Annotated in this window: 12 protein-coding genes; 7 read left to right on the top strand and 5 right to left on the bottom strand. The window is 72.9% G+C overall.

Going from position 1 to position 14,875, the window contains the following annotated elements; all coding sequences use genetic code 11:
- A partial coding sequence (locus CCS38_RS17470; RefSeq protein WP_223734209.1) for a GAF domain-containing protein occupies positions 1–668 on the bottom strand: 668 nt, incomplete at its 3' end.
- 322 nt (positions 669–990) lie between these two features.
- Between CCS38_RS17470 and CCS38_RS17465 the strand changes: the two genes are divergently transcribed.
- Complete coding sequence (locus CCS38_RS17465; protein WP_223734208.1) at positions 991–2,016, top strand: YihY/virulence factor BrkB family protein; 1,026 nt, start codon at positions 991–993, stop codon at positions 2,014–2,016.
- A gap of 83 nt (positions 2,017–2,099) precedes the next feature.
- On the opposite strand, the gene CCS38_RS17460 is transcribed toward CCS38_RS17465, so the two are convergent.
- The gene (locus tag CCS38_RS17460; protein ID WP_223734210.1) at positions 2,100–3,551 is read right to left on the bottom strand and encodes an amino acid permease; all 1,452 of its coding nucleotides are present in this window, start codon (positions 3,549–3,551) and stop codon (positions 2,100–2,102) included.
- Positions 3,552–3,700: 149 nt separating this feature from the next.
- Positions 3,701–4,666 (bottom strand): hypothetical protein, encoded by a 966-nt coding sequence (locus CCS38_RS17455; RefSeq protein WP_223734207.1) that lies wholly within the window; start codon positions 4,664–4,666, stop codon positions 3,701–3,703.
- Between the two features lie 392 nt (positions 4,667–5,058).
- On the opposite strand from CCS38_RS17455, the gene rsgA reads away from it, so the two are divergent.
- From rsgA to CCS38_RS17425, 6 genes are all read left to right on the top strand, one after another.
- A complete protein-coding gene (gene rsgA, locus CCS38_RS17450; RefSeq protein WP_223734206.1) occupies positions 5,059–6,177 on the top strand; it encodes a ribosome small subunit-dependent GTPase A in 1,119 nt (372 codons plus the stop codon).
- 68 nt (positions 6,178–6,245) lie between these two features.
- Positions 6,246–7,760 carry a DNA-3-methyladenine glycosylase 2 family protein gene (locus CCS38_RS17445; RefSeq protein WP_263302204.1) on the top strand — a complete coding sequence of 505 codons (1,515 nt, stop codon included), beginning with the start codon at positions 6,246–6,248 and terminating at the stop codon, positions 7,758–7,760.
- Positions 7,738–8,244 (top strand): methylated-DNA--[protein]-cysteine S-methyltransferase, encoded by a 507-nt coding sequence (locus CCS38_RS17440; RefSeq protein WP_223734204.1) that lies wholly within the window; start codon positions 7,738–7,740, stop codon positions 8,242–8,244. Before CCS38_RS17445 ends, CCS38_RS17440 begins: the two co-directional genes overlap by 23 nt.
- A 63-nt stretch (positions 8,245–8,307) precedes the next feature.
- Entirely contained in the window at positions 8,308–9,504 is a 1,197-nt protein-coding gene (locus CCS38_RS17435; protein ID WP_223734203.1) for a protein phosphatase 2C domain-containing protein, read from the top strand.
- 144 nt (positions 9,505–9,648) lie between these two features.
- Positions 9,649–11,391, top strand: a complete 1,743-nt coding sequence (locus CCS38_RS17430; RefSeq protein ID WP_223734202.1) for a pyruvate dehydrogenase — start codon at positions 9,649–9,651, stop codon at positions 11,389–11,391.
- Positions 11,392–11,811: 420 nt separating this feature from the next.
- Positions 11,812–12,294 carry an ATP-binding protein gene (locus CCS38_RS17425; RefSeq protein WP_223734201.1) on the top strand — a complete coding sequence of 161 codons (483 nt, stop codon included), beginning with the start codon at positions 11,812–11,814 and terminating at the stop codon, positions 12,292–12,294.
- A 100-nt stretch (positions 12,295–12,394) separates the two neighbouring features.
- Here the strand turns inward: CCS38_RS17425 and CCS38_RS17420 are convergent, their stop codons facing one another.
- Positions 12,395–13,537, bottom strand: coding sequence for a DUF2637 domain-containing protein (locus CCS38_RS17420; RefSeq protein WP_223734200.1), 1,143 nt, complete (start codon positions 13,535–13,537; stop codon positions 12,395–12,397).
- A gap of 227 nt (positions 13,538–13,764) precedes the next feature.
- On the bottom strand, positions 13,765–14,613 hold the full coding sequence (locus CCS38_RS17415) for a (2Fe-2S)-binding protein (RefSeq protein ID WP_223734199.1): 849 nt from the start codon (positions 14,611–14,613) through the stop codon (positions 13,765–13,767).
- Positions 14,614–14,875 lie beyond the last annotated feature (262 nt).

Here is a 14,875-nt window from a genome sequence, read left to right as displayed (position 1 = left end):
TCCTCGCACTCGGCGAGCCGGGCGACCGCCGTGACCAGCGAGAGCGTGGTGGGGTGGAAGGAGTGCGCCGGGCCGCTGAGGTCCACCACGCCCAGCAGCCGTCCGTTGCGCGGGTCGTGCAGCGGCGCCCCGGCGCAGGTCCACTGGTGGTGGGTGCGGACGTAGTGCTCGGCGGAGTGCACCAGGACCGGGGCGCGGGTGACCAGCGCGGTGCCGATGCCGTTCGTGCCGACCACGTCCTCGGTCCAGTCGGCGCCCGGCTCGAAGCCGTGCCGGTCGGCCATCCGGCGCACCGGTGCCGCGCCGTCGCGCCACAGCACCCGGCCTTCGGGGTCGGTCACCACCAGGATCTGCTGCGCGGCGTCCGCGGCCGGGAGGAGGTGGGAGTGGAGTACGGGGAGCAGCCGCAGCAGCTGCGAGTGGTGCCGGCGCTCCTCCAGTTCGGCCAGGGACAGCGGCCGCGCGCGGCGGTCCCGGTCCGGGTCGAGGCCGGTGCCGATGACGCGCCGCCAGGATTCGCCGATCACGCTGCGGGGGCCGTCGGGCGGTTCGTCCCCCGCGAGGGTGGCCTCCCGTACGGAAGCCAGCCGGCGGGCCGCTTCCCGGGGGTCCAGCGCCGTTGCCAGGACGGGGGTCCGGGTCCTGTCGTGGTGCCGTGTGCTCAACATCGCTCCGCTTGTGCTGTTTTGGGGTATCGCCGCGGCCCATCGTGCCGGGGCCGGGGCCCGGCGGAGGGGGAATCGGCAGATCCGTTGCAACGTCGTGCAACGGTTGCCGGGCCCGGTAGGAGGGGAAAGGCTGGGCGCGAGCCGTTTCCGTACGCCGGGGACCGGGCCGTCGTACCGGCCCGTCCTCGCCGGGGCCGGCCACCCCCGTCGGAAGCGGTGCCGAGTCGGCGCGGCACCGCTTCCGCGCGGCGGCGGCTGCCGGCCCGGCCCCCCGCGCGGCCACGTCATGGGCCGTCGCCGCCCTGCCGGATACGGTGGCGAGGTGCAGCCAGCGAACGAACCAGCCGAGCGCCCCACGGGCCGTCTGCACAGGGCTCGCGTCCTGTACCGCCACGTATCGAAACGACGCCTCGGGTGGCTGCTGCTCAAGGACACCGTGAACTCCTGCGTGGAGTACCGCGTCACCGGCCTCGCCGCCGAAGCCGCCTTCTTCTGCCTGCTCTCGCTGCCCCCGCTGTTCCTCGGCCTCCTCGGGCTGCTGGGCTATCTGGAGCCGTGGATCGGCCACGACACGATCGAGACCATCCGGGCGAACATCCTCACCGCGTCCGCGACCGTGCTGTCCGACAAGGGCGTCGACGAGATCGCCCGGCCGCTGCTGGACGACATCTTCCGCGGCGGCCGCCCCGACGTCATCTCGATCGGCTTCGCCATCGCCCTGTGGTCGGGCTCGCGCGCGGTCAACGTCTTCGTCGACACCATCACGATCATGTACGGCCTGGAGGGCAAGCGCGGCATCGTCGCCACCCGCCTGCTGGCGTTCTTCCTCTACCTCGTCGCCCTCGTGCTCGGCGCGGTCGCGCTGCCCCTGATGGTCGCGGGCCCGGACACGGTGGTGCATCTGCTGCCCGCCAGCGAGGACGTCGTCCGGTCGCTGTACTGGCCGGTCGTCCTGCTGCTCTCGGTCGCCTTCCTGACCACGCTGTACCACGTGTCCGTACCGGTCCGCTCGCCCTGGCGGGAGGACATCCCCGGCGCGGTGGTCGCACTCGCGATGTGGCTGCTGGGCAGCCTGCTGCTGCGCGTCTACCTCGTCTCGACGGTCGAGGGCCCGACGATCTACGGCTCGCTCGCCGCGCCCGTCGCGGTCCTCCTGTGGATCGGCGTCTCGGCCTTCGCGGTACTGGTCGGCGCGGCGGTCAACGCGGCCCTGGACCGGGTCTGGCCCTCGCTGGAGACCGCGGCAGGCCGCGCGGAGCGCGAGGAGCGTCGGCGCGCGGAGGCCGAAGTACTGCGCGACGCGCGGGAGAAGGCCGAGCGCGCGGACGAGCTGGACAAGGAGGAGTGACGGCCGCGCAGTTCCCCGCGCCCTTCAGGGGCGCGGGGAACTGCGCGAGCAACCCGCGGGGCGGCGCGCCGTACTTGGAGGCGTCAGATCAGATCCATCGCCGCCACCTCGTCCGGGCGGCCGTAGCTGACCGGGCCCTGGAAGCGGTGCCGGGCGGTGGCGAACCACCACACCGTGGCGATGACCAGTACCACCGCGAGCGCGATCGGCGCGTAGTTGAACGTGCCGGGCGTGATGGGGGACGCCTGCGGCAGCATGAACAGCACGTTGCTGAACAGGATCCAGACCACCGCGACCGCCGCGACGGGCCTGCCCCAGCGGCCCAGGTTCCACGGCCCCGGCTCGAAGGTGTCCAGCCGCAGCCGCAGGAAGATCGGTACGCCGTACGCGAGGAACAGCCCGACGACGTTGACGCTGACGATGGCGGTGAAGGCGGTGTGCGACCACCAGCCGGGGATCACCAGCACCAGCGAGCAGGCCGCGGCGAGCCAGACCGCCTTGACGGGCGTACGGGTGCGCGCGGAGACCGAGTGCCACCAGCGCGAGCCGGGCATCGCGCCGTCCCGCGAAAAGGCAAAGATCTGGCGGGTGTTGCTGGTCATATTGGCCAGCCCGCAGAAGAGCATCGCGCCGATGACGATCAGCAGCAGGAACTTGGCGGTGCCGGTGCCGAGCGCGTCGATGAGAATCTGTACGGGCGGTGCGTCAGCGCTCGCTTCCGCTGAGTAATCACGGATCGCGTAGACCAGGGCGAGCATGAGGATCAGGCCGGCGACGGCGGAGTAGCCGATCGCCCGCATGATTCCCTTCGGGGCGTTGACGGTCGCGCCCACCGTTTCCTCCGACATGTGGAAACTGCCGTCGAATCCGGTGAACGTCCAGCTGGTGACGAGCAGGCCCAGCAGCGCGCCGTAAAGCCCGTTGGTGAAGCCGGTGTTGTTGGCGAAATGCGTCACGAACGAGGCCGGCTGGTGGTGTTCGGGCAGCACCGTCAGGGCCGTCACGATGACCACCATGCCGATCAGCAGCCACCACACCGAGATCCGGTTCAGGATCGCGACCAGGTGCACGGTGTAGGTGTTGGCCAGCGCCTGGACCAGCAGGATCGCCGCCGTGATGAGGACCGTGCGCTGCTCGGAGACCTGGTAGGACGGCCACTGCATCGCGAGGAACGCCTGGATGAAGGTGGCCGCCGCATAGCCGGTGGCGGCCGTACCGCCGACCTGACCCACGAAATTCAGCCAGCCCGTGTACCAGGACCACGCGCCGCGGTGCCGCTTGGCGAGCTTGCCCGCGGAGAAATACAGCGCGCCGCTGGTGGGATAGGCGGAGGTGATTTCCGCCATCGAGGCGCCGATGAACAGTACGAGGACCGAAACGCCTATCCAGCCGAACACCAGAATGAGTGGCCCGCCGGCATTCATTCCGAAGCCGAACGAGGAAAAGATGCCGGATATGATGTTGATGATCGTGAAGGAAATCGCGAAATTGTCGAATGCCCGGAAACGGCGGGTGAGTTTCCGGGGATATCCCATGGCGTGCAGGGTCGCGTCATCGTCCAGCGTGGGGGGCTGCTCCTCCCGCCTGCGGGCGCGTACCCGGGCGAGAAATGCGGAATCGGACACGGACGAACCTTTCCGGGGACGGTCAGTGAGGTGTCGGTGTGATGTGGGGGGAACGGCACTCACCCGGTGTCGGGGGAGTGCGGGACCGGGAGCCCGCAGCGCCTGCGGGCCCGGCTGAGCTGCTCGGCCGGGTCGCCGAAGCGGCTCCACGGCATCCGCGAGGCGTACGGGCCCATGGCCGTGAAGACCGCCCGCGCCTCGAACTCATGGCGCGCCATGCACAGCGCATGCGCCAGATACGCCAGGTCCAGCACGGGCGTGAAGCGGTAGCCGGCCACCTCCGGCAGCCAGTGCTGGTAGATCCGCAGCGCGACCTGCCGCCACTGCGGCTGCTCCCACGTGCGGTCGGCGAGCGGCGCGCCCGGGTCGTAATCCTCGACCGCGGCCACCAGCGGCAGCACCCGCAGCGCCGAGCCGGCCGGGGCGCGCTGCGCCAGGAAGGCGGCGACGTCCCAGGCGGCACCCGCCGACCCGCCGTGCCGCGCGAAGAAGCACGTCAGGAAGCGGTGGTGGGCCTCGCGGTGCCAGGGGTCCAGTCGCAGGATGTGCGAGAACAGCGACCAGGGGCCGGGCGGCGCGGTGATCAGGCCCTCCGGCGCCGGATCGAGGTGGCGCCGGAAGCGGGCCAGCGAGAGCCTCGCGGCCCATGGCGTCGGGTCCTTCGGCGCGAGCTCCGATGCCCGGTCGCAGGCGGCCAGCGCGATCCGGCTCAGCGTCGTGGCGTGCCGGTCGTGCGCCTCGGCGGCGCGGGCGGCGCGCAGCGCCGCGACCCGCGCCCACAGCAGCGCCGCCTCGGTGCCCGGCTCCTCGGCGAGCCAGCGCTCGGTCAGATCCGAATCGGCCGCCTCGGAGGCCAGTACCAGAGAACGGTGCGCCCGTACGCCGAAATCGTCGCGGCTCTCCTTCAGCACCTCCCGGGCGCTGAAGTAGCGTCCCGCCCGCACATCCATGCAGGCGCTCGCCAGCCGCCGGTCATCGGCCGCCGGATGCCATACGTAATGCCCTTCGAACAGGCCAGCGGCCATGCTGCGTGCCGTTCCTTCCCCCGTAATCAGCAATGGCGCCACACCTTACTCAGGTGTCGCAGGGGTCGAAAGTAGGCACTCGAGCAACTAATTTTCGGTGGCCGGTTGTCGACAGTTGTTGACAGGTTTTCCGTAAAGGGATCCGAAAAATCGTTCGCGGCTCTGTGCGCAGCAGCTCTAGGCTGTGGGCGCACGGGATCGCCGACGGGCGATCCGGCGACGACCGACGAACGAGGAGGTGTGGACCGATGGCTGTCACTGCGCTGGGCGCTGCCCGCATCCGGAAGATCATCCATCCCACCTCCGTGGTTCCCGGCTGACCTCAACTCACCTTCGGCGCGCCGGAGTTGCGCGCCCACCGCCGGGACCACCCGCTTCGAAGGGTCATCCCGTTGTCCGACATCACGTCCGACATCACCGCCGCGCACTCCCTCGCCGCCTACGGCTGGGACGAGGGCCATGCGCGGGAGTTCACCCCGTACGCCGAGCAGGGCCTGCTGCCCGGCCGCCTGGTCCGCGTCGACCGCGGCCGGGTCGACGCCGTCGTGCCCGGCGACGACGGCGTCCGTACCGTGCTCGCGAGCACCGCGCTCGTGGCCACCGGCGACCCGCTCAAGGTGCCGTGCACCGGCGACTGGGCCGCCATCGATCCCGGCAGCGGGCCGGACGCCGTCGTCCGCGCGCTGCTCCCGCGGCGCACCGCCCTGGTGCGGTCCGCCTCCTCCAAGCGCTCCGAAGGCCAGATCCTGGCCGCCAACGTCGACCACGCGATCGTCGCCGTCTCCCTCGCCGAGCCGCTCGACCTCGGACGCGTCGAACGCTTTGTGTCCCTGGCGTGGGAGAGCGGCGCCACCCCTGTCGTGGTGCTGACCAAGGCCGACCTGGTGCCGGACGCGGCGGGCCTCGCCCACCTCGTCGCCGACACCGAGACCGTCGCGCCCGGCGTGGCGGTACTGGCGGTGAGCGCGGCGACCGGCGCCGGCCTGGACGTCCTCGCGGCGGTACTGGCCGGCGGTACGTCCGTCCTGCTCGGCCGGTCCGGCGCGGGCAAGTCCACCCTGGCCAACGCGGTGATCGGCGCCGACGTCCAGGACGTGCACGCCGTACGCGACCGGGACGGCAAGGGGCGGCACACCACGACCACCCGCGATCTGCTGGTGCTGCCCGGCGGCGGGGTGCTGATCGACACCCCGGGGCTGCGCGGCGTCGGCATGTGGGACGCGGAGGAGGGGCTCGCGCGCACCTTCACCGATGTCGAGGAGCTGGCCGCGCGGTGCCGCTTCCACGACTGCGCGCACACCGCCGAGCCGGGGTGCGCCGTGCTGGAGGCCGTGGACGCGGGCGACCTGCCGCAGCGCCGCCTGGACAGCTACCGCAAGCTGCTCCGCGAAAACCAGCGCATCGTTGCCAAGACCGACGCCCGGCTCCGCGCCGAGCTGCGCCGGGACTGGAAACAGAAGCAGGCGCTCGGGCGGCACATGGGGGAGCGGAAGCGGGGTACCCGGCCGTAGCGGTCGGTCCCGGGCCGCCCGTCAGCGGGCGGCCCGGTCGCTTCGCGCGCCCGCGTGCCCCGAACGCCATGTCCGATTTCCGCCGGAAGCGGCTGCCGCGATCCCGCACACTGGACGGTGTGAAGGACGAAAGCAGCAGGTACGAGGCGGTGGCGAGCCGGGACGCGCGCTTCGACGGAGAATTCTTCTTCGCCGTGGTGACGACCGGCATCTACTGCCGCCCGAGCTGCCCCGCGGTCACCCCGAAGCGGGCCAACGTGCGGTTCTTCCCGTCCGCTGCCGCCGCCCAGGGCGCCGGCTTCCGGGCCTGCCGCCGCTGCCGCCCGGACGCCGTCCCCGGCTCGGCCGACTGGAACGTCCGTGCCGACCTGGTGGGCCGCGCGATGCGCTTCATCGGCGACGGCGTCGTCGACCGCGAGGGCGTCGCGGGCCTCGCCGCGCGGCTCGGCTACAGCGCCCGCCAGGTGCAGCGTCAGCTCACCGCCGAGCTGGGCGCCGGGCCGGTCGCCCTGGCCCGCGCCCGCCGCGCGCACACGGCACGCATCCTGCTCCAGACCACAGGGCTGCCGGTCACGGAGCTGGCGTTCGCCGCCGGCTTCGCCAGCGTGCGGCAGTTCAACGCGACGATGCGGGAGATCTACGGCAGCACCCCGAGCGAGCTGCGCGCCGCGGCACGCGGACGCACCGCGCGCGGGGAGCACGGCACCCCCGGTGGCATCCCGCTGCGGCTCGCCTTCCGGGGCCCGTACGCCGCCCGGGAGATCTTCGACGACCTCCAGGAAGCGGCCGTGCCCGGCGTCGAGGAGGTCACCGGCGCGCCGGGCGCCCGTACGTACCGCCGCACCCTGCGCCTCACCTACGGCACCGCCGTCGCCGAGGTCGGCGAACGCCCCGGCGGGCCCGCCGGACCGGCCCGCTCCGGCTGGCTCGACTGCCGGCTGCACCTCACCGACCTGCGCGATCTGCCCACCGCCGGCCAGCGGCTGCGCCGCCTGTTCGACCTGGACGCCGATCCGTACGCGGTCGCCGCCCGGCTGTCCGCCGACCCGCTGCTCCGGCCGCTGGTCGCGGCCCGCCCCGGGCTGCGCTCACCGGGCGCGGCCGACCCGGCGGAACAGGCGGTACGGACCGTGCTCGGCGGGCCGCCGGAGCGCGCCGCCGCCCTCGTACGGACGTACGGCAAGCCGCTGGACACTCCCGACGGCACGCTCACCCACCTCTTCCCGACGCCGGAGGAGCTGGCCGGGGCGGACGTCGGGGAGGGCGTGCGGGCACTGTGCGCGGCGCTCGCCGACGGCACGGTCGACCTCGCGGCGGGCGCGGACCGGGACGCCGCCGAACGCGCCCTCGCCGCGCTCCCGGGCGTCGGCCCCGCCGCCGCGGCGGTCATCAGGAGGCGCGCGCTGGGCGACCCCGACGTGGGCCCGCCGGACGCCGCCCCGGAGGCGGAGCACCGGCGCCCGTGGCGCTCGTACGCCTACCACTACCTCCGGCATGCGGGCTGCCACGCCGATGCATCACACGAACCCGAAGACCACGACCCGAAGGACAGCATCAACCATGCCGCTCTACACGCTGCTTGACAGCCCGCTCGGCCGGCTGACCCTGGTGGGCGAGCCGTCGGCCGACGCCCCCGGCGGCACGGTACTGACCGCGCTCTCCCTGCCGGACCAGAAGGGCGGCGTCGTACCGGAGGCCGGCTGGACCCGTGAACCGGCCGCCTTCGCCGAGGCGGAACGGCAGCTCGGCGAGTACTTCGCGGGCGAGCGCCGCGACTTCGCGCTGACCCTGGCCACCCGCGGTACCGCCTTCCGCGAGCGGGTCTGGACGGCGCTGGACGCCATCCCGTACGGCGAGACCGCCAGTTACGGGGAGATCGCCCGCCGCATCGGGGCCACGCGGCCCGCCGTACGGGCCGTCGGCACCGCGATCGGCGCGAATCCGCTGCTGATTCTGCGCCCCTGCCACCGCGTCATCGGAGCCGACGGCTCGCTCACCGGATACGCCGGCGGCCTGGACCGCAAGCGCACCCTGCTGTCCCTGGAGGGCTTCGACGCGGCCCGGTGACGCGTCGCGGAGCACTCTTTTGTGCACTGTTTCGCTGCCACTCGGCCATGGACAATACGGTCCATGGGTCAGCAGGGGGACACACGCGGACACGAAGAGCAGTGGTGGCGCGAGTTGTACGAAGCGGGCGACGGCAAGCCGGGTGACGCGGGGCCCTCGACCGCGCCGGACACGCTGGACGACCGCGTCGACTCGGTCCTGCGCACGCTGGACGCGGCGGAGGCGGCGACTGACGCCCCTGATGCGGTCGGCGTGCCCGAAGTGCCTGAAGCGGCCGACGCGTTCGAAGCGGCGTATGAGACCGACGGGACCGACGAGGCCGAGCCGCCCGTCCCCGTAGTGGAGTTCGTCGGAGACCGGCCGCCCACGTACGCGGCCGAACCCGTCGCGCTGCCCGCCGCCGACCCGGCCGACCTCGCCGGGCTCGTCCCGGACACCGAGCTGGACGGCGCGCAGTACGGCACGCTCACGCTGCGCGCCGCCTCCGTGCGCGGCGACTCCGCCCGGTACCGCGGCGACCCGCGCCGCGACGCCCTGCTCACCGCCCGCTTCGGTGCCGGGCGGCAGACCCTGGTCCTGATCGCCGTCGCCTCCGGTGCGCACGCCGCGCCCGAGGGGCACCGCGCGGCACGGGACGCCTGCCAGTGGATCGGCGCCGCCGTCGGCCGCTCCGCCGCGCGGCTGGCCGACGACATCCGTACCGGCCGCCGCGAAGCCCTCAAGTCCGGGCTGCAGCGGCTCACCGACCGCGGCTACGGCCGGCTGCGGGCCCGCGCCGCCGAGCTGGGCCTGGACCCGCGCGAGTACACCGCTTCGCTGCGCTGCCTGCTGCTGCCCGCCGACCCGGCGTGCCGCACCCGCGTCTTTTTCGGCCTCGGTGGCGGCGGCCTCTTCCGGCTCCGGGACGGCGTCTGGCAGGACCTGGAGCCGCCGCTGCACGTCGGCGTCAGCGGTGCACCGGGAGACGCCGACGACGCCGCTCCCGATGCCGGATCCGAAGCCGGTCCCGAAGCCGCTCCCGAACCCGTGGCTGAGCCGTTCCGCTTCCGCGCCTCCGTGGCCCGCTCCGGCGACACCCTGCTGCTGTGCAGCGCGGGGCTGGCCGAGCCGCTGCGCGAGGCGCCCGACTTCGCCGCGCGGCTGGCCGGGCGGTGGGCCGAGACCGAGCCGCCCGGACTGGCCGCCTTCCTGGCCGACGCCCAGCTGCGCCTCAAGGGCCACGCGAAGGACCGCACGGCCGCGGCGGTGTGGGACAGCTGAGCGCCCGGCCCGCAGCGCGCCGTACGCCTTCCGGGGCCGCCCCGGGAATGAGTGGTAGAACCGAACCGATGCCGCAAAGGCGGGCAAAGCGACTCCCCGCGGGCGGCGCGAGCCACTGATCCCCACCCGAAGGGCGTGCGCGCGATGGCGAAGCAGACCGTGGCCGAACAGTTCGTCGACATCCTGGCGCGCGCCGGGGTCAAGCGGCTGTACGGAGTCGTCGGCGACAGCCTGAACCCCGTCGTCGACGCCATCCGCCGCACCTCGGCCGTCGAGTGGGTCCAGGTCCGGCACGAGGAGGTCGCGGCGTTCGCGGCCGGCGCCGAGGCCCAGATCACCGGCCGGCTCGCCGCCTGCGCCGGTTCCTGCGGCCCGGGCAACCTCCACCTCATCAACGGCCTGTTCGACGCCCACCGTTCGATGGCCCCCGTACTGGCCCTGGCCTCGCACATCCCGTCCAGCGAGATCGGCACCAGCTTCTTCCAGGAGACCCACCCCGACCAGCTCTTCCAGGAGTGCAGCCATTACTGCGAGCTGATCTCCAACACCCGGCAGATGCCGCGCGTCCTGCAGACCGCCATCCAGCACGCGGTGGGCCGCAGCGGCGTCTCCGTGGTCGCGCTGCCCGGCGACATCGCGGGCGAGGAGGCACCCGAACGCGCCGAGGAACACGCGCTGGTCACCTCGCGGCCGTCCGTGCGCCCCGGCGACGCCGAGATCGCGCAGCTCGCCCGCATGATCGACCAGGCCGGCAAGGTCACGCTCTTCTGCGGCAGCGGTACGGCGGGCGCGCACGCCGAGGTCATGGAACTGGCCGAGAAGATCAAGTCGCCGGTCGGCCACGCGCTGCGCGGCAAGGAGTGGATCCAGTACGACAATCCCTACGACGTGGGCATGAGCGGCCTGCTCGGATACGGCGCCGCCTACGAAGCCACGCACGAGTGCGATCTGCTGATCCTGCTCGGCACGGACTTCCCGTACAACGCCTTCCTCCCGAAGGACGTGCCCATCGTGCAGGTCGACGTGCGCGCCGAGCACCTCGGCCGCCGCTCCACGCTGGACCTGGCCGTCTGGGGCGACGTACGCGAGACGCTGCGCTGTCTGACCCCGCTGGTCCAGGAGAAGAAGAACCGCCGCTTCCTGGACCGGATGCTGAAGAAGCACGCCGACGCGCTGGAGGGCGTGGTCAAGGCGTACACCCGCAAGGTGGACCGGCACGTGCCGGTCCACCCCGAGTACGTCGCCTCCGTACTGGACGAGGAAGCCTCGGACGACGCGGTCTTCACCGTGGACACCGGGATGTGCAACGTCTGGGCGGCGCGTTACCTCACGCCCAACGGGCGCCGCCGCGTCATCGGTTCGTTCACCCACGGTTCGATGGCCAACGCGCTGCCGCAGGCCATCGGCGCGCAGCTGACCGACCGCCGGCGGCAGGTCGTCTCGATGTCCGGTGACGGCGGATTCTCCATGCTCATGGGCGACTTCCTCACCCTGGTCCAGCACAACCTGCCGGTGAAGGTCGTGTTGTTCAACAATTCCTCACTCGGGATGGTCGAGCTGGAGATGCTGGTGGCGGGCCTCCCTTCGTACGGCACCGGCAACCAGAACCCCGACTTCGCGGCCATCGCCCGGGCGGCGGGCGCGTACGGCGTCCGCGTGGAGAAGCCCAAGCACCTGCGGGGCGCGCTGCGGGACGCCTTCAAGCACAACGGTCCGGCGCTCGTCGACGTCGTCACCGACCCGAACGCGCTGTCCATCCCGCCGAAGATCAGCGCCGACATGGTGACCGGCTTCGCGCTCTCGGCGGGCAAGATCGTGCTGGACGGCGGCGTGGGCCGAATGGTGCAGATGGCCCGGTCCAACCTCCGCAACATCCCACGCTTCTGAGCCGTTACCGTCCAGACAGGCACATGCCCCGCACCTGTGCCCGTCCGCGGCAGGAGGAATCAGGAGCTTCCGAGCTGCGCCGCGGTGCCGCGGCGGCCCCGGACACGGGCGTAGCCGCACCGGGCCACTCGGTGGACCCCGCGCCGCGATCTCCTCCGGGGCGCGGTGCACCGCCTGCGACAGCGGGCCGGTCGACAGCGAGGGCGAATTCGTCCTACGGACAGCCGTGTCGCGGTTGTATTTCCGCCCTTGTCATGACACCCGGCCGTGCCTTGGTCGGGACCAGCCGGGCAGCTCGTGGCATATGCGGAAGCAGGGGGCGAAGCTTGGGCGGTATCCCGGTGGGCATGCATCGATCTGAGGTTGTTCGAAAGATCGGGGATGAAGATCGGGGACACCGGAGCGCTCGGGGCGGGGAGGATGAATCGTCAGCCTGTACGGGGCGAGCAACTGCACGGACGGACCGACGGGCCGGTCACCGGCCCCCTCGGCGGCCGTGCCGGAACATGGGGGGAAGGGCAGCGGCCGAGGGCCGTCCGGCACCGGCTGCGCCGCGCCGACCTCACGGCGGTGGCGAGGGTCCGCAGGGACCTGCGCCAGCAGCTGGCCCATTGGGGGGACGCCGGCAGGTCGGACATCGCGGAGCTGCTCATCAGCGAGCTGGTCACCAACGCACTGGTGCACACCGACCGGGGCGCCGTGGTGACCGTGACGGTCACGGACCGCCTGCGGGTGGAAGTACGGGACTTCGTGTCCCGGCGGCCGCAGCCCCGCAGACCGACCACCGAAGGCACTTCGGGGAGAGGACTGATGCTGGTGCGCTCGCTCGCGGACGCCTGGGGCATACGGATGCACGGGGTCGGCAAGAGCGTGTGGTTCGAACTGGGCCATACGGCGGTGTGAGCGCCGGTGCTCGGCGAACGTGCGGCGGGCCGCCCTCCAAGGGGCGGCCCGCCGCTCTGCTGTCACGTTCCGCTCGGCTCGCTCAGCACACTCAGTTCGCTCAGCCGAACTGCCGCTCGATCTCGGCGAGTTTCTCCTCCAGGGAGTCCAGCCGGGGGATCGTCTGCGTGTCGTCCTCGGCGGTGAGGTCCACGGTCCGTGCGCCCGGCCGGTCGGCGCGGCCGGTCACGGCCTTCAGCGTGGGGCGCGACCGCCGCCGGCCGCCCTCCGCTTCGAGGCCCGGGCCCTCGGCCGGGGGCGGCGCCTCGACCGCCTGCCCCTCTATTGCCCGGCCCCCGGCCGTATGGTCTCCGACCGTACGGCCCTCGGCCCCGGAGCCCTCGATCGCCGGCGCTTCGGCCTGCTGTGCCACCGGCCGCCCGGCCGCCATGGCCGGCAACTGGCGGGCGTGGCGCCCCCACCGGTGCTGCCGGTTCAGCGCCTTCACCCGGGCCCGGTCCAGCTTGTCCTGCTCGCGCCGGCGGCGCCGCGCCTCCTCCTTCTCGCGGCGGTCCTCGCGTACCTCGTCGACCGCCTCGTCCAGGCTCCGCACGCCCTCCAGCAGCATCAGCGACCAGGCGGCGAAGGTCTCGCGCGGGGCACGCAGCCAGCGCACCATCCGGATCTGCGGCAGCGGCCGCGGCACCAGGCCCTGTTCGCGCAGCGCCGCCCTGCGGGTCTGCTTCAGCGCCCGGTCGAAGAGGACCGCGGCCGACAGCGACATGCCCGCGAAGAACTGCGGCGCGCCCGCGTGGTCCAGGCCGCGCGGCGCGTGCACCCAGTTGAACCACGCGGCCGCGCCCGCGAACGTCCACACCAGCATCCGGGAGCCGAGCGCCGCGTCACCGTGGCTGGCCTCGCGCACGGCCAGTACGGAGCAGAACATCGCGGCGCCGTCCAGGCCGAACGGCACCAGGTACTCCCAGCCCCCGGAGAGGTTGAGGTTCTGCCGGCCGAAGCCGACCAGGCCGTGGAAGGAGAGCGCGGCCGCCACCGCGGCGCAGCAGAAGAGCAGCAGGTAGGACGCCGAACCGTAGATCGCTTCCTTGCGGCGCCGGCGTTCCTCGCTGCGCTCCCAGGAGTCGTCGGCCGCCTTGTCGGCGTTCTGCTTGCCGCGCCGGACCACCGCCACGGCTGCCGTGACGCCGATGAGCAGCAGGGCTCCCGGGACGAGCCAGTCCAGCGATATGTCCGTCATTCTCATCTGGGACCCCTTGCATCGCGGTACGCGTTTCGCGCGACATCCTGGCGGAGTCGGCCGGTACGGCAGGGGTTTTCGTGGCAAGAGGACGCCAAGGAGGCGCCTCGGCCCACCGAGAGGGGCGAACTGTTCGTACACCCTTCAGGCAATCGGCAGTTGAGTTCGATTACCGCCACTCGATCGGGTGGCGAGAGAGTGGATCGCTGTGGTGGGGGAGCGGAGCGCTCGGGTCAGGCGCTCGCGGTGAGCCGCGCGACCCGGTCGGCGTCGCACGTGCGCGGGCAGGTGACGCAGGTGTCCTCCGGTCGCACCGTGTAGAACATGCAGCAGCTGGCGCGGTCCCGCGTCGGCAGCGCCTCGCCGGCCGGGCCGGTCAGCTCGCGGAAGCCCGCGCCGCCGACGTACGGCGCCGTCGAGCCCGGCAGCAGCCGTGCCACCTCGGCCACGGCGCGCGGCTCCTCGCCGAGCAGATGGCCGAGGTACCAGAGCCCCTCGACGATCTCGTCCGTCGCCATGCCCCACAGGGCGCGCGGGCCGCGCCGCACGCGGGGCCGGAAGCCGTCCAGTACCGGCCCGAGGTGCTCGGCGACCGCCGCCCGCACCTCGGCGCGCAGCGCCTCCTCGTCGGCCACGACCACGGCACCCGGCAGCCCGGCCGCCGGGTCGTCGGGCAGGCACGCGAAGGAGGTGATCCGTACGGCCGCGTGGCCCAGCTCGCGCGGGAAGAAGACGGCACCGGCGGGCAGCCGGGGCACCCGGCGGTGCAGGAACCACGGCATGGTGATCAGCAGGCAGGCCGGCCAGGCGTACCGGTGCAGGCCGAAGCTGGCGACCACGTCCGGCCGGGCGCGCTTCCCGTAGTTTTTGATCACCTGCGCGTCGTCCCAGGCCAGGAAGGCGTCCAGGGCCTCGCCGCCGGCCGCCAGCTCCGCCGCGCTCGTCCAGCCCTCGCCCGCCGGGGCCGCGTCCTGGGGCCCGAGCTCGGTCACCCGCAGGCCCGGGAACACCTTGGTGAGCCGGGCATAGGAGCCGGTCACGGGGGAAGGGGACGGCGGGGCGGCGAGGACGGAAGCATTCATGCGGAGGACCACCGAATCGCGTTGTAGGCAGGTAAGGCTTACCTTAGCGGAACTCTCCGAGGTTTGAACTGCGGCAGGGGCCGCCTATGGTGCACAAGGACATCAGGAGGTACCCCATGGAGCAGCGCGGAGCGGAAGAGCCGCCGCGGATACGCGCCCGCGTGCCCGCACAGGGGCGCCCCGAGGCGGCACGCGGACGGCACCCGGCCGACGGCGACGGCGCCGTCACCCACGCCGTCGCGGCCCCGCCCGCGGTGTCCCC

This window comes from Streptomyces purpurogeneiscleroticus, assembly GCF_020024005.1.
Lineage (GTDB): Bacteria > Actinomycetota > Actinomycetes > Streptomycetales > Streptomycetaceae > Streptomyces > Streptomyces purpurogeneiscleroticus.
The sequence above is the reverse complement of the archived record's forward strand: the minus strand, read 5'-3'. Positions and strand labels throughout refer to the sequence as shown.

What these genes read in the sequence shown, in the direction of transcription:
- CCS38_RS17460 (WP_223734210.1), bottom strand. Translation starts at nt 3,551, where the DNA reads ATGGGATATCCCCGGAAACTCACCCGCCGTTTCCGGGCATTCGACAAT.
- CCS38_RS17455 (WP_223734207.1), bottom strand. Translation starts at nt 4,666, where the DNA reads ATGGCCGCTGGCCTGTTCGAAGGGCATTACGTATGGCATCCGGCGGCC.
- CCS38_RS17420 (WP_223734200.1), bottom strand. Translation starts at nt 13,537, where the DNA reads ATGAGAATGACGGACATATCGCTGGACTGGCTCGTCCCGGGAGCCCTG.
- CCS38_RS17435 (WP_223734203.1), top strand. Translation starts at nt 8,308, where the DNA reads ATGGGTCAGCAGGGGGACACACGCGGACACGAAGAGCAGTGGTGGCGC.
- CCS38_RS17415 (WP_223734199.1), bottom strand. Translation starts at nt 14,613, where the DNA reads ATGAATGCTTCCGTCCTCGCCGCCCCGCCGTCCCCTTCCCCCGTGACC.
- CCS38_RS17440 (WP_223734204.1), top strand. Translation starts at nt 7,738, where the DNA reads ATGCCGCTCTACACGCTGCTTGACAGCCCGCTCGGCCGGCTGACCCTG.
- CCS38_RS17445 (WP_263302204.1), top strand. Translation starts at nt 6,246, where the DNA reads ATGTCCGATTTCCGCCGGAAGCGGCTGCCGCGATCCCGCACACTGGAC.
- CCS38_RS17430 (WP_223734202.1), top strand. Translation starts at nt 9,649, where the DNA reads ATGGCGAAGCAGACCGTGGCCGAACAGTTCGTCGACATCCTGGCGCGC.
- CCS38_RS17425 (WP_223734201.1), top strand. Translation starts at nt 11,812, where the DNA reads ATGAATCGTCAGCCTGTACGGGGCGAGCAACTGCACGGACGGACCGAC.